Consider the following 19,915-nt stretch of genomic DNA (forward strand, 5'->3'; position numbering starts at 1 on the left):
AGTCCCGCACGATGCCTCCGTTCCCCTTAATCTTCCCGCATGGCTGCGGCTCAGGGACGATTGTCGGACGGCACTGGCGGAATGGACGACTCCAAGGAGGGGGACCGGGATGGAGGCGGTGGGGCTCCGCCGGCTTTCCAGGCCGCGGTCCAGGCCCTGCGGAACAGTCGGCTGCGGCCACAGATCGAGATCGATCCGACGCCGGCGCCACAGCGGCTCGCCCCCTTCGCGTACGCGCTGGAGGCCGCGGTCGTCGACGGCGACCAGGACCTGGCCGACGGCCGGCTGGTGCTGCTGCACGACCCGGACGGGCACGACGCCTGGCACGGCACGTTCCGGCTGGTGACGCTGGTGCGCGCGGAGCTGGAGCCGGAGATGGCGGCGGACCCACTGCTGCCCGACGTGTGCTGGTCGTGGCTGACCGGTGCGCTCCAGGCGCGCGGGCTGACATACGGCGAGGCGAGCGGCACCGTCACCCGGGCCAGCTCCCACTACTTCGGCGGGCTGTCCGAGCGGCCGTCCGCCTCCCAGATCGAGATCCGCGCCTCATGGACGCCGCGCGAGGGGCTCGGCGGTGTCCCGGACACGGCGGCACATCTGGCCTCCTGGTGCGATCTGCTGGCCCAGGTCGCGGGCCTGCCCCCGGCGGGTCCGGGCGACGCGTCCATCGTCACGCTGCCGCAGCGCCGCGGCCCGCAGTCACGCTGAGCCTTACCCGAGGCACACCGAGGTCTTACCGACCACTTGCGGTGTCTTTGTCGATACGGCCACTTTCAATCAGGAGTGGCCCATCGAACGAGCCGTTTCGTTCACCGAACGATCGACAGCGTGTCCGAATTGCACTGATTGCTACTCACTAAATCGTGATCTTTCTCTAAAGGACCGCGGGTTTGGTGCCGAAGACGACTGTGACCTTGAAAGTCGTCCCGCACCCCAGGAGGCCTGGTGTCCGTTCTTCTTGAGCAGCCCGCAAGCCTGGTCGCCTACCGCCCGAACAAGCCGACCGCCATGGTGGTCGTGGCCGACCCGCGCGTCCGCTCCACCGTCACCCGCCACCTGTGGGCGCTCGGTGTACGCGACGTCATCGAGGCCTCGTCCGTCGCGGAGGCTCGTCCCCGCATCGGCAACCCCCGCGACATCTGCGTGGCAGACGTCCACCTTCCCGACGGCTCCGGACTCACCCTGCTGTCCGAGACCAGAGCCGCAGGCTGGCCCAACGGCCTGGCCCTGTCCGCCGCCGACGACATCGGCGCCGTGCGCAACGCCCTCGCGGGCGGCGTCAAGGGCTACGTCGTCACCGGCACCCGCACCAACGTCGGGCTCCCCACCCGACCCGGCGCCGCCCCCATCGGCTCCGCCGCCGCCCGTATGCACCGCCGCCCCCCGGGTTCCCCGAGCCACCCGGGTGGCTACCGCGAACTGTCCGGCCGTGAGGTCGAGGTGCTTCGCCTGGTCGCGGAGGGCCAGTCGAACAAGGCGATCGGCGTCTCCATGGGCCTGTCCGCACTGACCGTCAAGAGCCACCTCGCCCGCATCGCCCGCAAGCTCGGCACGGGCGACCGCGCCGGCATGGTCGCGGTGGCCCTGCGCACCGGAATCATCCACTGACCCCGTCCCGGAACCACGTCCTCCACTCCCCCGCCCAGCCGTGAACCTGATCTTTCACTTACCTGACTGGTTTACGACCCTCAGACGCCCGTCGACGGAACGTTCCGTCGGCGGGCGTTGTCCATACACAGATACCCTTGACACGTGACCGACGCCCAAGAAACCGCAGCAGACAGCTCACTGCGAACCACCGGAGGCGCCCCTCCGGACGACGTCGAACCGGCGCCGATCCCTTTGCTTGAGCCCCGAGAGGGCATTCCGCCCGTAATCGCCGACGAGGACGCCCTCGCCGAGGTGATCGCCGCCTTCGCCGCCGGCACGGGACCGGTCGCCGTGGACGCCGAGCGCGCGTCCGGCTACCGCTACGGCCAGCGCGCCTATCTGGTGCAGCTGCGGCGTGAGGGCGCGGGCACCGCACTGATCGACCCCGTCGCCTGCCCCGACCTGTCGGGTCTCGGTGACGCCATCTCCGGCGTCGAGTGGGTGCTGCACGCCGCCACCCAGGACCTGCCCTGCCTGCGCGAGATAGGCATGGTGCCGACGCGGCTCTTCGACACCGAGCTGGCCGGACGGCTCGCCGGATTCCCGCGGGTCGGCCTGGGTGCGATGGTCGAAGGTGTGCTCGGTTTCGTCCTGGAGAAGGGACACTCCGCCGTCGACTGGTCCACCCGCCCGCTGCCCGAGCCGTGGCTGCGGTACGCGGCCCTCGACGTCGAACTCCTCGTCGACCTGCGCGACGCCCTGGAGAAGGAACTCGACCGGCAGGGCAAGCTGGACTGGGCCCGCCAGGAGTTCGACGCGATCGCGGCGGCGCCGCCCGCCGAGCCCCGCAAGGACCCGTGGCGCCGTACGTCCGGGATGCACAAGGTACGGCGGCGCCGGCAGCTCGGTGTCGTACGGGAGCTGTGGCAGACGCGGGACCGGATCGCGCAGCGGCGGGACGTGTCGCCGGGGAAGGTGCTGTCCGACGCGGCGATCGTGGAGGCGGCGCTTGCGCTGCCGCTGGACGTGCAGGCGCTGGCCGCGTTGACCGGGTTCGGGCATCGGATGGGGCGACGGCAGCTGGAGCAGTGGCAGGCGGCCGTTGATCGGGCGAAGGCGCTGCCCGACTCCGCGCTGCCGCAGCCGGGGCAGCCGGTCACCGGGCCGCCGCCGCCGCGTGCTTGGGCCGACAAGGATCCTGAGGCTGCGGCTCGGTTGTCTGCGGCGCGCGCTGCGGTGTCTGCGGTGGCCGAGGGGCTCAACATGCCTCAGGAGAACCTCATTACTCCGGATACTGTGCGGCGGGTTTGCTGGGAGCCGCCGAAGAGTGTGGATGTGGCTTCTGTGGGGGCCGCGCTTGCCGGGTATGGGGCTCGGGCTTGGCAGGTTGAGCAGGTTGCGCCGGTTTTGGTGGAGGCGTTGACCGCCAAGGCGCCGTAAGAGGTACCTGCCGTTTCGCGGGTGCGGGTCCGCTGTGGCTTGTCGCGCAGTTCCCCGCGCCCCTTAGGGGCGCGTCAACTGGCCCGGGAACGTCTAGATCGCGCCAAGATCCTTGGGTGACATCTGCAGTCATGTAGGGCGCAAGGCCCTGCGGAGTGTGACGTTCGCCGCTTGGGGCCCCGGGGGTGGGCAGGTTGGTTACCCGCAAGTAGCATGGGTGCTGAGCGCGCGCTCAGCGCATCGCAGCAGTGCCGATCCCGCACCCTGGAGGAGAGCCAATCGTGCCTCGTACCGTCAGGGACGTCGTCTTCGTCGACGGCGTCCGCACCCCGTTCGGCAAGGCGGGCCCGAAGGGCATCTACCACGAGACCCGGGCCGACGACCTCGTCGTGAAGGCGATCCGGGAGCTGCTGCGCCGCAACCCCGGTCTGGACCCCGCGAAGATCGACGAGGTCGCCATCGCCGCGACCACGCAGATCGGTGACCAGGGGCTGACCCTCGGTCGTACGGCCGGCATTCTCGCCGGGCTGCCGCAGTCCGTCCCGGGCTACTCCATCGACCGCATGTGTGCGGGCGCGCTGACCGCCGTCACGACCACCGCGGGCTCCATCGCCTTCGGTGCGTACGACGCCGTCATCGCCGGTGGTGTCGAGCACATGGGCCGCCACCCCATGGGCGAGGGCGTGGACCCGAACCCGCGGTTCGTGAGCGAGAAGCTGGTCGACGACTCCGCGCTGTTCATGGGCATGACCGCGGAGAACCTGCACGACCGCTACCCGCACATCACCAAGCAGCGCGCCGACGAGTACGCGGTGCGTTCGCAGGAGAAGGCCGCCAAGGCGTACGCCAACGGCAAGATCCAGCAGGACCTGGTGCCGATCTCGGTGCGCAACACCAACGAGCAGGTCGGCGAGGTCGGTTGGGGTCTCGTCACCGCCGACGAGCCGATGCGTCCGGGGACGACCCTGGAGAACCTCGCCGGGCTCAAGACGCCGTTCCGTGTGCACGGGCGGGTCACCGCCGGCAACGCGGCCGGTCTCAACGACGGTGCCACCGCGTCGATCATCGCGAGCGAGGACTTCGCGCGCGAGAACAACCTGCCGGTGAAGATGCGTCTCGTGTCGTACGCCTTCGCGGGTGTCGAGCCGGAGGTCATGGGCTACGGCCCGATCCCGGCGACCGAGAAGGCGCTCGCCAAGGCGGGCCTCGGTATCGAGGACATCAACCTCTTCGAGGTCAACGAGGCTTTCGCCGTACAGGTGCTGGCCTTCCTCGACCACTACGGCATCGCGGACGACGACGAGCGCGTCAACCAGTACGGCGGCGCGATCGCCTTCGGTCACCCGCTGGCCTCGTCGGGTGTGCGTCTGATGACGCAGCTGGCCCGGCAGTTCGAGGAGCAGCCGAACGTCCGCTACGGCCTGACCACCATGTGCGTCGGCTTCGGCATGGGCGCCACGGTCATCTGGGAGAACCCGCACTTCGAGGGGGACAAGTGAGCACCACCACCGAGCTTCTGAAGGGTGCGGCCGAGCTGTTCCCGGACGAGGTAGTGACGTCCGCGCACGTCCGTCACCTCGAACTGCCGTACAGCGCCGGGCGGTTCGCGCTCATCACGCTGGACAACGGCTTCGACCACACCAAGCCGACCACCTTCGGTCCGGCCTCGCTGGCGAACCTCAACACCGCCATCGACCAGGTCGAGAAGGAGGCCGCGGCCGGCGAGATCGTCGGTGTCGGCATCACCGGCAAGCCGTTCGTCTTCGCTGTCGGCGCAGACCTCAAGGGCGTAGAGCTCCTCAAGAACCACGACGACGCGCTCGCCATCGGCAAGGGCGGCCACGAGGTCTTCAAGCGCCTCGCGGACATCGCGGTCCCGACCTTCACGTACTACAACGGCGCGGCCATGGGCGGCGGCGTCGAGGTCGGTCTGCACTGCGAGTACCGCACGGTGTCGAAGCACATCGCGGCGTTCTCGCTGCCCGAGGTCTTCCTCGGTCTGGTCCCCGGCTGGGGTGGCTGCGCGCTGCTGCCGAACCTGATCGGCGCGGAGAAGGCCGTCTCGGTGATCATCGAGAACAGCCTCAACCAGAACAAGCAGCTCAAGGGCCAGCAGGTCTTCGACCTCGGGATCGCCGACGCGCTCTTCGAGGGCGCCGACTTCCTGGAGCAGTCGCTGATCTGGACGGCCAACGTCCTCAAGGGCGAGATCAAGGTCGAGCGTCCGGCGATCGACCGCGGCGAGGCCTGGGACCAGGCCGTCGCCAAGGGCCGTTTCGTCGCGGACTCCAAGGTGCACGGGGCCGCCCCGGCCGCCTACCGCGCCCTCGACATCATCGAGGCCGCGAAGAACGGCGACCTCCAGCAGGGCTACGACGCCGAGGACCTGGCGCTCGCCGACCTGATCATGGGTGGCGAACTCCGCGCCGGTATCTACGCGTTCAACCTCGTGCAGAAGCGCGGCAAGCGTCCGGCGGGTGCGCCCGACAAGTCCCTGGCACGTCCGGTCACCAAGGTGGGTGTGGTCGGCGCCGGTCTGATGGCCTCGCAGCTCGCCCTGCTCTTCCTGCGCCGCCTCGAAGTACCCGTCGTCCTCACGGACATCGACCAGGAACGCGTCGACAAGGGTGTGGGCTACGTCCACGCCGAGATCGAGAAGCTGCTCGGCAAGGGCCGTATCAACCAGGACAAGGCCAACCGCCTCACGGCCCTGGTCACCGGTGTGCTGGACAAGGCCGAGGGCTTCTCCGACGCCGACTTCATCATCGAGGCCGTCTTCGAGGAGATCGGCGTCAAGCAGCAGGTGTTCGCGGAGGTCGAGGCGGTCGCCCCGGCGCACGCGATCCTCGCCACCAACACCTCCTCGCTGTCGGTGAGCGAGATGGCGTCGAAGCTGAAGAACCCCGAGCGGGTCGTGGGCTTCCACTTCTTCAACCCCGTGGCGATTCTGCCCCTGTTGGAGATCGTGCGCGGCGAGCAGACGGACGACGCCTCGCTCGCGACCGCGTTCGCGGTGGCCAAGAAGCTGAAGAAGACAGCGGTGTTGGTGAAGGACGCCCCGGCGTTCGTCGTCAACCGCATCCTCACCCGCTTCATGGGCGAGATCCAGAACGTCATCGACGAGGGCACCCCGGTCGCGGTCGCGGAGAAGGCCGTCGAGCCGCTCGGTCTGCCCATGTCCCCGCTCGTTCTGCTGGAGTTGGTCGGTCCGGCCATCGGCCTGCATGTCTCGGAGACCCTCAACCGGGCCTTCCCGGACCGCTTCACGGTCTCCCCGAACCTCGCGGCCGTCGTCAAGGCGGGCAAGCGCGGCTTCTACGTCTACTCCGCCGAGAACGGGTTCAAGCCCGAACTCGACCCCGAGGTCGCCGCGTTGCTGCAGCAGGGCGACTCCGTGCTGACCGAGGAGCAGGTGCGGGATCGCGTCCTGGACGCGGTGGCGCAGGAGATCGGTCTGATGCTCGACGAGGGTGTCGTCGCCGAGGCCCAGGACATCGACCTCTGCCTGATCACCGGCGCCGGCTGGCCCTTCCACCTGGGCGGTATCACGCCGTACCTGGACCGGGAGGGTGTGTCGGAGCGGGTGAACGGGAAGCCGTTCCTGGCGCCGGGTGTGGCGAGCGTTCCGGCGTAACGACCGTCGTACGGACGTGACTTGACGTGAAGAGGGCCTCCGCTTTCGGGCGGGGGCCCTCTGTCGGTTACGGCCGCCACGGCCCCAGTGGGCTGCCCACCGTCGGGGACAGCTGGCGGCGCACCCGCAGCCGGCCGTCCGTGCCGATGACGGCGACGACCAGGGCGCCCGTCGCGTCGTAGGCCATCGCCGGGGCGTGGGCGAACATGTCGCCGGAATCGTGCCAGTGGGTGCCGGAGACGTCCTTGTCCCGGTCGGGCATCGAGACGACGAGCCGGCCACGGCTGCCCCGGTGGGCCAGGACGGCGTCGCGGGCACCACGTTCCGGAGCCCACAGCGCGGCCACCGCGCCCGTGCCGGCGGTAGGCCATGACCTGCTGGGTGCCGGCCTCCCGGAAGTACAGGCAGGTACGGCCGTCGCCCGAGTCGACGGCGGAGATGCCGCCGGTGGCGGGACAGCCCGTCTGCAGGGTGTCGTCGAGGAGGAAGGCGCCGCCGGGTTCGGCCTGGTGCCAGCGCCACACCGTGTTCTTGCCCGGCACGTACAGCTCGACGGTGCCGCGCTCGGTGGTCAGGGCCGTGCCCGCGTCCTGGACGAACCGTCCGCCGATGTTCTCCCACGGGCTCCAGGTGCAGTCGGTGTCCCGGCGGCGCACGCTGATGCCCTGGGCGAAGTCGCGGACGAAGACGTACAGGCGGCCGGCCGTGTCGACGGCGGCGGACGGCGCGCCCTCCTCTCGCCGGCGGCGGCCGTCGCCGTGCGCCCAGTCGGGGTTCTCCAGGGTCTGCCAGCCGCTGAAGCCGTTGCCACCCGGATCCTGGACGGTGTGGACGACATCGACGGTGACCCCGCCGCCCACCACCTGCCGGCGGCGCAGGCCGACGAGTTCGGCGGGGCCGCCGGGCAGCCCGGTCACGGCGAGGGTGGGCGCGATCCAGCCGTCGCCGAGGACGAAGGGGCCCTTCCACTCGCCGTCGCCCGGACTCGTCTCCGTCCAGAACGCGAGCCGTCCGCGTCGGGCGGCGCCGCGCCCGTCTCCCGGGGGCCAGCCGTGGCAGCGGGCAGGCTACGGAGCGACCCGCGCGAGCCCCGTCAGACCTCCCGCCACGCCTCCAACGCCAACCCGGCCTCCGCCTTCCGCCGCGTGACGAGGAGTTGACCGGTGGACGGCGACACCGTCGCCGCGGCCACCCGCTCGTCCTCGTCCAGGGTCAGCGACACCTCGGCGTCCGCCGGGAGTTGGGGGCCCGACTCGGTCCACCAGGCGCCCGCCGACTCCTCCTCCGTGGGGTACGCGGCGAAGGCGACCCGGCCGCTGGCCGAGCGCTGGGCGAGCAACGTGCAGTCGTAGCCGTCGAGTTCGCAGCGGACCGCGGAGACCGGGCCGGGGCCGGCGGTGGGGAGGAGGGTGACCGGCTTGGTGCCGGGGCGCCAGGCGCAGAGGTCGCCGGAGTCGTCCGTGTAGAAGAGGGTGGTGCTCTGCGGGGAGGTGGCCAGGGCGCGGAGTGTGCCCGGTCTGATCGTGGCCTCCATCGCCTCCTCCAGGACCGGCTGCCCGCCCGGCTCCAGCTGGCGCCAGTGCAGGATCGCGCCGGGTACCGCCGCGTACAGCTCGACCGTGCCGGACTCCCCCGTCACCGCCGCCAGGTCCTCGTGGACGTCACGCCCCTTGAGGTCGCGCCACGGGTCCCAGCCGCCCTTCTCCTTCTGGGCCAGCATGCTCACGCCGCGCCCGGCATTGCGCACGAAGAGGTGGGCCCGGCCCTCCGCGTCGACCGCGACCGCCGGGACACCGGTGCGGTCGCCCTTCTTGTTCGGGTGGCCGAGCGGGCTCCAGTCGAGGGCCGCGAGCCGGGGCCGGAAGTGCGTGGAGTGGACCAGCCCGGACTCGCCCGTCACCGTGGGGCGCCAGGACACCAGGTGGGCGTACCCGTCCGCGCCCTGCCCGATGCCGAGCAGCCCCGGGTGCAGCTTCTGGTCGCCGCCCACCCTGTGCGGGGCGCTCCAGAGGCCACCGGGTCCGCGTTCCGCCCGGCACAGGACGGCTTCGCCCGAGGGCAGATACACACTGAGCCGGCCGTCGCGGCCGCGTATGAGCCAGTCGCCGTTCACCGCTTCACTCTAATTGGGGCCCCCGGATCCGCGCCGGGCGGCCCCTGCCCGCGTGCGACCCTTGCCCCATGGACGAGGACACTCCCCTGCTGGTGATCGTCGACGGCGCGAACGTCGTCGGGTCGGTGCCCGACGGCTGGTGGCGCGACCGCAGGGGTGCCGCCGAGCGCCTTCGTGACCGGCTCGCCACGGACGGCCTGCCCGGCCGCACGGACCCCGTGGAGATCGTCCTCGTCGTGGAGGGCGCGGCGCGTGGGGTCGAGTCCGTACCGGGTGTACGGGTGGACTCGGCACCCGGCAGCGGCGACGACCGCATGGTCGAACTGGTCGCCGAGGCCGGCGGGCACCGGTGCCTGGTGGTCACCGCGGACCGTGAACTGCGGCGCAGGGTGGCGGAGTTGGGCGCGGAGGTCGCGGGGCCGAGGACTGTGCGGCCCTAGTCGGAGTCGTCCGGCCCCGCAGTCGCCGCCGGAGCGGGACGTACGGGGCCGGAGGGTCAACTCGGTTGGCTGCGGGGGTACTACGGGGTACTGCCGGTCGGCGGTGCCGCGGACTCGGCCGCCTCCGCCGCCTGTTGCTGCCCGAGTCGGCTGTGCGTGCGCCCGTAGAAGTAGTACACGAAGAAGCCGATCGCCATCCAGATGGCGAAGCGGAGCCAGGTCTCGGTGGGGAGGTTGAGCATCAGCCACAGGGAGGCCAGGACCGAGACGATCGGGAGGGCCGGGACCAGGGGGGTGCGGAAGGAGCGGGGCAGGTCGGGGCGGGAGCGACGGAGGATGACCACGCCGATCGCGACCACGATGAACGCGAACAGGGTGCCGATGTTGACCAGTTCGGCGAGTTCGCTGAGGCTCGTGAAGCCCGAGACGATCGCGATGACCACGCCCAGGAGGATGGTCGGGCGGTACGGGGTGCGGAAGCGCGGGTGGACGTGGGAGAAGAAGCGGGGCAGGAGTCCGTCGCGGCTCATCGCGAAGAAGACGCGGGCCTGGCCCAGGAGAAGGATCATGCAGACCGTCGTCAGGCCGATCGCGGCGCCGAAGCTGATGAGGCCCGCGAACCACGGGTGTCCGGTGGCCTTGAAGGCGTCGGCGAGGGGCGCGTCGATCGACAGCGAACTGTACTTCTGCATACCGGTCACGACGATCGACACGGCGACGTACAGCGTGGTGCAGATGATCAGTGAGCCGATGATGCCGCGGGGCACGTCGCGTTGCGGGTTGCGGGTCTCCTCGGCGGCGGTGGCGACGACGTCGAAGCCGATGAAGGCGAAGAAGACCACGGAGGCGGCGGTGAAGATGCCCATGACGCCGAAGTTGGAGGGCGCCCAGCCGAACATCAGCTGGATCAGCGGGGCCTTGAGGTTGCCGCCCGCCTCCACCGACTGCGCCTTGGGGATGAACGGCTTGTAGTTGTCGCCCTTGATGAAGAAGGCGCCGGCGATGATCACCACGAGGACGACGGCGACCTTGATGGCGACGACGACCGAGGTGACCCGGGCGGAGAGCTTCATGCCGAGCACGAGGATCGCGGTGAGGACGAGGACGAGCGCGGCGGCGAGGATGTCGAAGCCGAAGCCGTGGGCGCCGTCCCGGCCGCTGAGCCCCTCGGGCAGATGCCAGCCCGCGTTGTCCAGCAGGGAGTGGATGTAGCCGGACCAGCCGACCGCCACCACCGCCGTACCGAGGGCGAGTTCGAGGACCAGGTCCCAGCCGATGATCCAGGCGGGGAACTCGCCGAGCGAGGCGTACGAGAAGGTGTACGCGGAGCCCGCCACCGGCACCGTGGAGGCGAACTCGGCGTAGCAGAGGGCGGCGAGGGCACAGACGACGCCGGCCACGACGAAGGACAGGGAGACCGCCGGGCCGGCGTTGTTCTTGGCGGCCGTGCCGGTCAGGACGAAGATGCCGGTGCCGATCACGACGCCGACGCCGAACACGGTCAGATCCAGGGCCGAGAGGGACTTTCTGAGCGCGTGCTCCGGTTCCTCGGTGTCCTGGATGGACTGTTCGACTCTCTTCGTCCGGAAGAGGGTGCTGCTCACGGGTGTACCTCCCACGCTTGTCGTCCTCGACATGATCGAGAGGGGGCGTACTGCGTATGCCCCGGCGCGAGCGGATTCACGCGAACGGGCCTCTTTCACCACTGCGAAGAGTGGCGGAAGAGGCCCGTTCAGCGGTGCCGGCCGTGCCTCAGTCGCGGGCGGACTCCACCGAGTCGACCTCCGCCGTGGGCCGTTCGAAGCGGCCGTCCAGCTTCGAGACCAGGCCGGTGACCTGGCGGGCGATGTCGGGGGCGGTGAGGCCGATCTCCGTCATCACCTCGGCGCGCGAGGCGTGGTCGAGGAAGCGCGGCGGGATACCGAAGTCGCGCAACGGTACGTCGACGCCGGCGTCGCGCAACGCCTGTGCGATCGACGAACCGACGCCGCCGACACGGGAGTTGTCCTCGACGGTGACGACCACGCGGTGCTGCTCCGCGAGGGGGGCCATGGCCTCGTCGACGGGCTTGACCCAGCGCGGGTCGACGACGGTGGTGGAGATGCCCTGCTTGTCGAGCAGGTCGGCGATCTCCAGGCACATGGGCGCCAGCGCGCCGACCGAGACCAGCAGGACGTCGGGGGCGTCGGTGCCGGGCGCGCGCAGTACGTCCATGCCGCCGATGCGGCCCACGGCGGGTACGGCCGGTCCGACGGCGCCCTTGGAGAAGCGGACGACGGTCGGCGCGTCCTTGACCTGGACGGCCTCGCGGAGCTGGGCGCGGACCTGGTCGGCGTCGCGCGGCGCGGCGAGCCGGAGGCCCGGGACGACCTGGAGGATCGACATGTCCCACATGCCGTTGTGCGAGGCGCCGTCGGTGCCGGTGACGCCGGCCCGGTCCAGGACGAAGGTCACCCCGCACTTGTGCAGGGCCACGTCCATCAGCACCTGGTCGAAGGCGCGGTTGAGGAAGGTGGCGTAGACGGCGAAGACGGGGTGCAGTCCGCCGGTGGCGAGGCCGGCCGCGGAGACGGCGGCGTGCTGCTCGGCGATGCCGACGTCGTAGATGCGGTTGGGGAAGGCGTCGGCGAACTTCTTCAGGCCGACCGGCTGGAGCATCGCGGCGGTGATCGCGACGATGTCCTCGCGCTCCTGGCCGAGCGCGACCATCTCGTCGCCGAAGACGGAGGTCCAGTCGGCGCCGGAGGCCTTGATCGGCAGGCCGGTGTCGGGGTGGATGGGGCCGATGCCGTGGAAGCGGTCGGCCTCGTCCTGGAGGGCGGGCTGGTAGCCGCGGCCCTTCTCGGTGAGGACGTGGACGATCACCGGGCCGCCGAACCGCTTGGCGCGGGCCAGCGCGGACTCCGTCGCCTCGATGTCGTGGCCGTCGATCGGGCCGACGTACTTCAGACCCAGGTCCTCGAACATGCCCTGCGGGGCGATGAAGTCCTTCAGGCCCTTCTTCGCGCCGTGCAGCGTCTCGTAGAGGGGCTTGCCGACGACCGGAGTGCGCTCCAGGAGGTCCTTGCCGCGGGCCAGGAAGCGCTCGTAGCCGTCGGTGGTCCGCAGGGTCGCCAGGTGGTTCGCGAGGCCGCCGATGGTCGGTGCGTAGGAGCGCTCGTTGTCGTTGACGACGATGACGAGGGGGCGGTCCTTGGCGTCGGCGATGTTGTTCAGCGCCTCCCAGGCCATACCGCCGGTCAGGGCACCGTCACCGATGACGGCGACCACGTGGTCGTCGCGTTTGAGGACCTGGTTGGCCTTGGCGAGGCCGTCGGCCCAGCCGAGGACCGTCGAGGCGTGCGAGTTCTCGATGACGTCGTGCTCGGACTCGGCCTGCGACGGGTAGCCGGACAGGCCGCCCTTCATCTTCAGCTTGGAGAAGTCCTGGCGGCCGGTGAGCAGCTTGTGCACGTAGGACTGGTGGCCGGTGTCGAACAGCACCCGGTCCTTCGGGGACTCGAAGACGCGGTGCAGGGCGATGGTCAGCTCGACCACGCCGAGGTTCGGGCCGAGGTGGCCGCCGGTCTTGGAGACGGCGTCGACGAGGAAGGTCCGGATCTCCCCGGCCAGCTGGTCCAGCTGCTCCAGGCTGAGCCGGTCCAGATCGCGCGGTCCCCTGATGCGGGTCAGCAGCGGCACCCGTGCCTCCTTGCGAGTAGAGCTGATCGAGCTGTTGCCGGGCTTGTCGAGTCTAATGTTCCGCCTTTGCGAACGGCGCCCGGGCTCTGCGTCATACGTCACGCGATCGGCTGTACCCACGAACAGCCTTTCCTACGACATGACTGTGCCCGGCACCGCGTTCGGTACCGGGCACAGTCTGCGCGAAGGGGCAGGTCAGCCGCGACCGGACGCCTTCTGGCTCTTGCGGGACACCGAGTCGATGACGACCGCGCCGAGCAGAACACCGCCGGTGATCATGTACTGGATCGACGTGTTCATGTTGAGCAGGTCGAGGCCGGTCTGGATCGACTGGATGACCAGCATGCCCAGGAGGGCGGACCACACGGTGCCGCGACCGCCGAAGAGGCTCGTACCGCCGATGACCGCGGCCGCGATGGCCAGCATCAGGGTGTTGCCGCCGCCGGCGTTGAGCGTGGCGCTCTGGGTCTGACCGGCGAAGAACATACCGCCGATCGCCGCGAAGCCGCCGGAGATGGCGAACACGGTGATGCGGATCATCGGCACGTTGATACCGGCACGGCGCGCGGCCTCGATGCCGCCGCCGACCGCGAAGACCTTGCGGCCGTACGGGGTACGGCGGAGCACGAAGTCCACGATCACCAGGGACGCGAGGAAGATCACCAGGGCGTTGGAGACACCGGCGGACGAGTTCAGCACGTACGCGGTGACGAACGCGGCGACGGCGAGCAGGCCGACCCGCAGGCCGATCTCGCTGGTGGGCCTGAACGGCACCCCGGCGGCCTTGCGGCGGCGCTGCTCGCTGAGCGAGCCGAAGAGCAGCGAGCCGACGCCGAGAGCGGCCAGGATGTACGCACCGGCGATCGACTGGTTCATGAAGAACGAGCTCTGGCCGAAGAGGTGCACCGGACCGCTGTCCGGGATGTTGATGGTGCCGCTCGAACCGAGCAGCCACAGCATCAGCCCGTTCCAGCCCAGGAAGCCTGCCAGTGTCACGACGAACGCCGGTACACCGATCCTCGCGAAGAAGAAGCCGTGCAGTGCGCCGATGCCGATGCCGGTGACGATGGTGAGGATCAGCGCCAGCCAGCCGTTCATCCCGTGGTTGACCACGAAGACGGCGAACAGGGTGGACGCCAGACCGCTGACCGAGCCGACCGACAGGTCGATCTCGCCGAGCAGCAGCACGAAGACCAGGCCGATGGCCAGCATGCCGGTGGCCGACAGGTAGTAGCTGATGTTGGACAGGTTGTCCGCGCTCAGGAACCGGCTGTTCTGGACCTGGAAGATGATGCCGATGGCGATCAGGCCGGCGACGACCGGCAGCGAGCCGAGTTCACCGCCCTTGACCTTGCGCTTGAACTCGGTGATGTAGCCCTTGTAGCCCTCTTCGCGGACCAGCAGACGCGGGTCGACGACGGTGGCGGCCGCAGCGGCTGCCGTGGGGTCGTCGGCCGGGGCCGCGGCGGTCGGTTCGACCGCGTCCTTCTTCACGGTGCCTGACGTGTCGCTCACTTTGCCGCCTCCGTGCTGCGCACCGCACGACGGGTCACGGCGTTGTCCGTGGCACCGGTGATCGCGGCGATGATCGTTTCCTGACTGGTGTCCTTCACCGGGAAGGAGCCGTTGTTCTTGCCCAGGCGCAGCACGTTGACGGTGTCGGCGACCGCCTTGACGTCGGCCATGTTGTGGCTGATGAGGATGACGCCGAGGTTGCGCTCGCGCAGCCGCTCGACCAGGTCGAGGACCTGTGCGGTCTGCTCGACACCGAGGGCGGCGGTGGGCTCGTCGAGGATGACGACCTTGGGGTCACCGATCAGCGCGCGGGCGATGGCGACGACCTGCCGCTGGCCACCGGAGAGGCTGGCGATCGGGATCCGCACGCTGGGGATGCGGATGGAGAGCGTGCTCAGCAGTTCGCGTGAGTTCTTCTCCATCGTGACCTCGTCGATGATGCCGTGGCGCAGCAGCTCACGTCCGAGGTAGAGGTTGCCGACGACGTCGAGGTTGTCGCACAGCGCGAGGTCCTGGTAGACCGTCGCGACGCCGAGTCCCTGGGCGTCGTGCGGCTTGTTGATGCTGACCGGGTTGCCCTCCCACTCGATGACTCCCTCATCGATGGGGTGTACTCCGGCGATCGTCTTCACCAGAGTGGACTTTCCTGCGCCGTTGTCGCCCACCAGTGCGACTACTTCTCCGGCGTGAACCTCCAGCTCTACTTCGGTGAGGGCCTGCACCGCACCGAATCGCTTGGAGACTCCGCGCAACGCCAGCACGGGCGTAGCGGACACGTGAACCATCTCCTTCGCCGCCTGACCGGCGGGGATGCCGCGCTTGTCAAAAGCCGCGGAGGGTTGTGCCTAGGCACAGATTTACAAGATGAACATGCGCGCGGCCGATGCCTGTTGGCAACGGCTGCGTTCGCACGGGTTCCGATCGGCGCCCGCCCCACAGCGGGGTTTGAAGGTGGGACGGGCGCCGAAGGGGCTCTGTCACCGCTGAGCGGTGGTTACTGCAGACCGGCGGTCTTGCACGCCGCGGCGTACTCCGAGGTGCAGATCTGCGCGACGGTGTAGAGACCGTCCTTGATGACCGTGTCCTTGATGTTGGCCTTGGTGACCGACACCGGGGTCAGCAGCTGCGAGGGCACCTTGTTGCCGGAGCCGCTGGTCTGGGTCGTGGTGGCGAGCGAGGAGATGCTCTTGCCCTGCGCCAGGTCGACGGCGAGCGTGGCGGCCGCCTCGGCCTCCGGCTTGAAGGCCTTGTAGACGGTGCTGGACTGGGTACCGGCGACGATGCGCTGGATACCGGCGAGCTCCGCGTCCTGGCCCGTCAGCGGGATGCCGCTGATCTTGGCGCCCTTGAGGACGGTGGCGATGCCGCCGGCCATGCCGTCGTTGGCGGAGTAGACGCCCGCGATGTTCTTGGCACCCAGCTGGGTGATGGCCGCGGACATCTTCTGCCCGGCGACGCTGTCCTTCCAGAGGCCGGACTGCTCGTAGGCGATGTCGACCTTGCCGTCGAGGGCCTCGTGGGCGCCCTTCTTGAACTGCGCGGCGTTCGGGTCGGCGTCGTCACCGTTGATCATGACGACCTTCGACTTGGTGGTCGCCTTGGAGCCCAGCGAGGTGAGGAGCGCCTCGCCCTGGAGCTTGCCGACCTGCACGTTGTCGAAGGACACGTACGCGGAGACCGGGCCCTGGGCCAGACGGTCGTACGCGACGACCTTGATGCCCTTGTCCACGGCCTGCTGGATCGAGGACTTGATGGCGGCGGAGTCCTGGGCGCTGACCACGATCACCTTGACGCCCTTGGTGATCATCGTGCTGACCTGCTGGGCCTGCGTGGCGGCGCTGGCGTTGGCGTTGGCGTACTGGACGCTGCAGCCGGAGCACAGCTCCTTGACCTTGGCCTCGAAGTACGGCTTGTCGAACTTCTCGTACCGAGTGGTGACGCTGTCGGGCAGGAGCAGGCCGATCGAGGCGTTCGTACCGCCCGAGGAGCTGGAGCTGCTGTCAGACGACTTCTTGTCGCCCGCCTTGCCACAGGCGGCCATCGAAACGGCCATCGTGGTGGCGATCACTGCAACGGCGGCACGACGCATGCGCGTGTTCACTTTGAAACCTCCCTGACGAGGCCGCGTCGTTGCGGCCGAGGTGGCTGGAAGTCAACTCGGCCGCGCGTTCGGCGTCAAGAAGTAAATACTTAACGAGATGGCAACGGCGTCGTGCGTTCTCTAAGTGAAGACAGTTGTCGCTGCGGTCAGCGACCCGTCCAAAAGGGTCGAATCGCCCATCTCGCTGAGTGCGAGAGCGAGCGCTCCGAGCACCTCTGCACGGCCTCCAAGTGCCCCCGGGAGAACGGAAAGTTGACGCGCCGCACTGGGGATCGCGTAGCGGCCGACAGACTCCCTGATCGGCCCGAGCACCAGCTCACCGGCCTCGGCGAGATCGCCACCGAGGACCACTCGGCTCGGGTTCAGCAAATTGCAGAGATTGGCGACTCCACTGCCGATGTGTCGGCCGACGTCGGCGATCACCCGACGGCAACCAGGGTCTCCGTCCCGCGCCAGCCGTACGACTCCCTCCATGGTCAGGTCGGTACCGTGACTGGACTGGAGAAGCGGCAGCACATAGCGCGCGGCCGTGAAGGTCTCCAGGCAGCCCCGGTTTCCGCAGCGGCAGACAGGGCCGGACTCATCAAGAGTAATATGCCCGATTTCTCCCGCTGTGCCACCCGGGCCCCGGTAGATCGTGCCGTTGATGACCAGTCCCGCGCCGACCCCGCTCGCGACCTTGATGTACGCCAGGTCCCTGACGCCCCGCCCGCTGCCCCAGACCAGCTCACCGAGGGCGCCGAGGTTGGCGTCGTTGTCCACGTGCACCGGTACGCCCAGACGGCTGCCCAGCTCCTCCGCGGGTCTGGTGCCGGTCCAGCCCGGGAGGATGGCGGTGGAGCCCAGGGTGCCCGACTCGACGTCGATCGGTCCGGGCACGCCGAGGCCCACCCCGGCGATCTTGGAACGGTCCACTCCGGTCGCCGCGATCAGCCGGTTGACCAGCTCTTCCGCCCGGTCGAAGCCCTGCGTCGAGGAGGCGTCCACATCGACGGGTTCGGACTCCTCGGCCAGCACCTGGTGGGCGAGATTCCCGACCGCGACGCGCAAATGCGTGTGCCCGAAGTCGACGCCGATGACAATGCCGGCGTCCCCGCTCAGGGACACGCTGCGGGCCCGGCGCCCGCCCGCCGAGGTGGGTGTGACCTCGACCGTTCCGCCGTCCTTGAGCTCGCGCACGATGTTGGAGACCGTCGCGGCGGACAGGCCCGTCGTCCTCGCGATCTCCGCCTGCGTCAGCGACCCGGCCAGCCGCACCGCTCGCACGACCCGTTCGAGATTGGCTCGGTGCAGTGACGACTGCGACCCGGGAGTCTCCACGACGACCTCCTGCGCGCGGGACCGCATCGATGAGGCCCCGTCTATGTCCAACTAGTGAACTCTAAGCTGAGCCGTTCGGGCTGCCTCCCGTCAAGAGGTTGAACCGCATCCGGGTACTTGCACACATGCGTGCAAGCCGCTCCGGAGGCCCGGAGCGGCACACGCGAGGCAGGGGCGGGCCGCTACTTGAGCGCCCCCGCGGTCAGGCCCTGTACCACCTGACGCTGGAAGACGATGTAGGCGGCGAGCACCGGCAGCATGGCCATCACCAGACCGGCGAAGAGCCCGGACCAGTCGCCCTTGTAGCCCTGGCTGGCGGCCAGCTGCACCAGGCCCTGGGTGAGGACCCGCTTGTCCGGATCGGTGTTCAGGACCGTCGGCAGCATGTACTGGTTCCACTGGCCCAGGAAGTTGAAGATCCCCACGCTGATCAGGCCCGGCTTGGCCATCGGCAGCATGATCTGGAAGAACGTCCGGGTGTGCGAGGCCCCGTCCACGAACGCGGCCTCCGCCACCGAGGTGGGCAGCGTGCGGAAGAACGCGGTCAGGAAGAAGACCGTGAACGGCAGCGAGTAGGCGATGTAGACCAGGATCAGACCGTGGATCGTGTTCAGCAGTCCCATGTTGTTGACGACGTAGAACAGCGGGACCAGGGCGAGCATGATCGGGAAGCTCATGCCGCCGATGAACAGGAAGTAGATGAAGCGGTTGCCCGGGAAGTCGAACCGGGCGAGCACGTACGCGGCCATCGAACCGAGCACCAGCGTGCCGATGAGCGAACCACCCACCACCAGAATGGTGTTGAAGAAGTAGTCGCTCATGTTGGCGTCGGTCCAGGCCCGCGCCCAGTTGTCGAAGTGCAGTTTGTCCGGCAGCGCCCACGGCGAGCTGAAGATCGCGCCGTCGCTCTTGAAGGACGTCATCACCGCCCACGCGAGCGGCAGCACGACCATGAACGCCCACAGGATGAGCATGCCGTGCGAGAAGACGTTGAGGACGGTGCCCTCTTTCTTCCTCCGCTTCGGTGGATCTCCGGCCGGTGCACCGATCTCGGCGACGGGGACACCGGACTCGGCCGGCACGGGGGCGGGGGTCTCGGTCGTCTTCATGTGATCAGAACTCCAGCCGCTCACGACGGCCCAGCCGCATCACGACGGCCGCGAAGGCCAGCGTGACGACGAGCAGGGCGACGCCGATGGTGGTCGCGTAGGCGGCCTGTCCGTCTCGGAACGCCTTCTGGTACACGTACAGGACCATGACGGTGGTCGAGTAGTCGGGACCGCCCGGTCCGGTCGTCATGATCTGTACGACCGCGAACGACTCGGCGCCCAGCGCGATGATGCCCATGTAGACCCAGCCGGACATCACCGTGTCCCACAGGAGCGGCAGGGTGAGGCGGAAGAACGTGGTCAGCCGGTTGGCGCCGTCGAGCAGCGCCGCCTCGTACAACTCCGCCGGAATGGACGCCATACCCGCGGAGAAGAGGACCACGAAGAAGCCGACCGTGGACCAGACGAGGACCGCCATCACACACCACAGGGCGAGGCTCGGATCGCCGAGCCACAGCGGCTGGATGCTGTCGAGTCCGATTCCGCGCAGGAAGGAGTTGATCGCGCCGCTGTCCGGGTTGTACGCGAAGGCGAACAACAGGGCGACGATCGCGATCGAGAGGACCTGCGGGAAGAAATAGACGATCTTGTAGAAGGAGGAGCCGCGGACGCCCGAGACGACCGGGCCGCCCGTCCGGCGCCGTCCGCCCACATTGATCATGAAAGCGAAGAACAGCGCCAGACTGATCGTCACCAGCGGCAGCACCAACGCGAACAGGAGACTGTGCTGCAACGATTTCCAGAAGATCTCGTCGTGGAACATTCTCTTGTAGTTGTCGAAGCCGACCATTTTGAATTCCGGGCTCAGCCCCGTCCAGTCCGTGAACGAATAGTAGATGGACTGGATGAAGGGCCATACGACGAAAAGCACGTACAGCCCGAGGGGAACGGTCAGGAACCCCACGATGAACCGGTACTTGCCGTGCTGCATTGCTACCGACCCCGTTCTCTGGGCGGGCGCCGCCGCTGGTG

At 69.0% G+C, this 19,915-nt stretch carries 17 protein-coding genes; 7 read left to right on the top strand and 10 right to left on the bottom strand.

Annotated elements, in window-relative coordinates; all coding sequences use genetic code 11:
- Positions 1-39 precede the first annotated feature (39 nt).
- From AB0I69_RS11810 to AB0I69_RS11830, 5 genes are all read left to right on the top strand, one after another.
- Positions 40-708 (top strand): DUF3000 domain-containing protein, encoded by a 669-nt coding sequence (locus AB0I69_RS11810; RefSeq protein WP_363095438.1) that lies wholly within the window; start codon positions 40-42, stop codon positions 706-708.
- A 237-nt stretch (positions 709-945) separates the two neighbouring features.
- On the top strand, positions 946-1,608 hold the full coding sequence (locus AB0I69_RS11815) for a response regulator transcription factor (protein ID WP_030605794.1): 663 nt from the start codon (positions 946-948) through the stop codon (positions 1,606-1,608).
- Between the two features lie 144 nt (positions 1,609-1,752).
- Positions 1,753-3,030, top strand: a complete 1,278-nt coding sequence (locus AB0I69_RS11820) for a ribonuclease D (protein ID WP_363095439.1) — start codon at positions 1,753-1,755, stop codon at positions 3,028-3,030.
- 281 nt (positions 3,031-3,311) lie between these two features.
- A complete protein-coding gene (locus tag AB0I69_RS11825) occupies positions 3,312-4,529 on the top strand; it encodes an acetyl-CoA C-acyltransferase (RefSeq protein ID WP_363095440.1) in 1,218 nt (405 codons plus the stop codon).
- Positions 4,526-6,664: a 3-hydroxyacyl-CoA dehydrogenase NAD-binding domain-containing protein gene (locus AB0I69_RS11830; protein WP_363095441.1), complete on the top strand. Its 2,139-nt coding sequence runs from the start codon at positions 4,526-4,528 to the stop codon at positions 6,662-6,664. The genes AB0I69_RS11825 and AB0I69_RS11830 overlap by 4 nt, the downstream gene beginning before the upstream one ends.
- Before the next feature lie 67 nt (positions 6,665-6,731).
- Here AB0I69_RS11830 and AB0I69_RS11835 read toward each other — a convergent pair whose 3' ends face one another.
- Positions 6,732-7,010 (bottom strand): hypothetical protein, encoded by a 279-nt coding sequence (locus AB0I69_RS11835; RefSeq protein WP_363095442.1) that lies wholly within the window; start codon positions 7,008-7,010, stop codon positions 6,732-6,734.
- A 7-nt stretch (positions 7,011-7,017) separates the two neighbouring features.
- Here AB0I69_RS11835 and AB0I69_RS11840 point away from each other — a divergent pair, with 7 nt between their 5' ends.
- Entirely contained in the window at positions 7,018-7,824 is an 807-nt protein-coding gene (locus AB0I69_RS11840) for a hypothetical protein (protein WP_363095443.1), read from the top strand.
- Here AB0I69_RS11840 and AB0I69_RS11845 read toward each other — a convergent pair.
- A complete protein-coding gene (locus tag AB0I69_RS11845) occupies positions 7,758-8,777 on the bottom strand; it encodes a hypothetical protein (RefSeq protein WP_363095444.1) in 1,020 nt (339 codons plus the stop codon). The two genes, AB0I69_RS11840 and AB0I69_RS11845, sit on opposite strands and share 67 nt — an antisense overlap.
- A gap of 68 nt (positions 8,778-8,845) precedes the next feature.
- Here AB0I69_RS11845 and AB0I69_RS11850 point away from each other — a divergent pair, with 68 nt between their 5' ends.
- Positions 8,846-9,217 carry an NTP pyrophosphohydrolase gene (locus AB0I69_RS11850; RefSeq protein ID WP_363095445.1) on the top strand — a complete coding sequence of 124 codons (372 nt, stop codon included), beginning with the start codon at positions 8,846-8,848 and terminating at the stop codon, positions 9,215-9,217.
- 80 nt (positions 9,218-9,297) lie between these two features.
- On the opposite strand, the gene AB0I69_RS11855 is transcribed toward AB0I69_RS11850, so the two are convergent.
- The 8 genes from AB0I69_RS11855 to AB0I69_RS11890 form a co-directional block, all read right to left on the bottom strand.
- Complete coding sequence (locus tag AB0I69_RS11855; RefSeq protein WP_363095446.1) at positions 9,298-10,821, bottom strand: amino acid permease; 1,524 nt, start codon at positions 10,819-10,821, stop codon at positions 9,298-9,300.
- A gap of 148 nt (positions 10,822-10,969) precedes the next feature.
- Positions 10,970-12,898, bottom strand: a complete 1,929-nt coding sequence (gene dxs, locus AB0I69_RS11860) for a 1-deoxy-D-xylulose-5-phosphate synthase (protein WP_363095447.1) — start codon at positions 12,896-12,898, stop codon at positions 10,970-10,972.
- A gap of 195 nt (positions 12,899-13,093) precedes the next feature.
- Positions 13,094-14,413: a sugar ABC transporter permease gene (locus tag AB0I69_RS11865; RefSeq protein ID WP_363095448.1), complete on the bottom strand. Its 1,320-nt coding sequence runs from the start codon at positions 14,411-14,413 to the stop codon at positions 13,094-13,096.
- The gene (locus AB0I69_RS11870; protein ID WP_363095449.1) at positions 14,410-15,198 is read right to left on the bottom strand and encodes an ATP-binding cassette domain-containing protein; all 789 of its coding nucleotides are present in this window, start codon (positions 15,196-15,198) and stop codon (positions 14,410-14,412) included. Before AB0I69_RS11870 ends, AB0I69_RS11865 begins: the two co-directional genes overlap by 4 nt.
- A 209-nt stretch (positions 15,199-15,407) precedes the next feature.
- On the bottom strand, positions 15,408-16,502 hold the full coding sequence (locus tag AB0I69_RS11875) for a substrate-binding domain-containing protein (protein WP_363095581.1): 1,095 nt from the start codon (positions 16,500-16,502) through the stop codon (positions 15,408-15,410).
- 132 nt (positions 16,503-16,634) lie between these two features.
- Complete coding sequence (locus tag AB0I69_RS11880) at positions 16,635-17,834, bottom strand: ROK family transcriptional regulator (RefSeq protein ID WP_363095450.1); 1,200 nt, start codon at positions 17,832-17,834, stop codon at positions 16,635-16,637.
- Between the two features lie 182 nt (positions 17,835-18,016).
- On the bottom strand, positions 18,017-18,943 hold the full coding sequence (locus AB0I69_RS11885; protein WP_363095451.1) for a carbohydrate ABC transporter permease: 927 nt from the start codon (positions 18,941-18,943) through the stop codon (positions 18,017-18,019).
- A 4-nt stretch (positions 18,944-18,947) separates the two neighbouring features.
- A complete protein-coding gene (locus tag AB0I69_RS11890) occupies positions 18,948-19,874 on the bottom strand; it encodes a sugar ABC transporter permease (RefSeq protein WP_363095452.1) in 927 nt (308 codons plus the stop codon).
- Positions 19,875-19,915 lie beyond the last annotated feature (41 nt).

The organism is Streptomyces sp. NPDC050508 (genome assembly GCF_040655155.1).
Classification (GTDB): Bacteria; Actinomycetota; Actinomycetes; order Streptomycetales; family Streptomycetaceae; genus Streptomyces.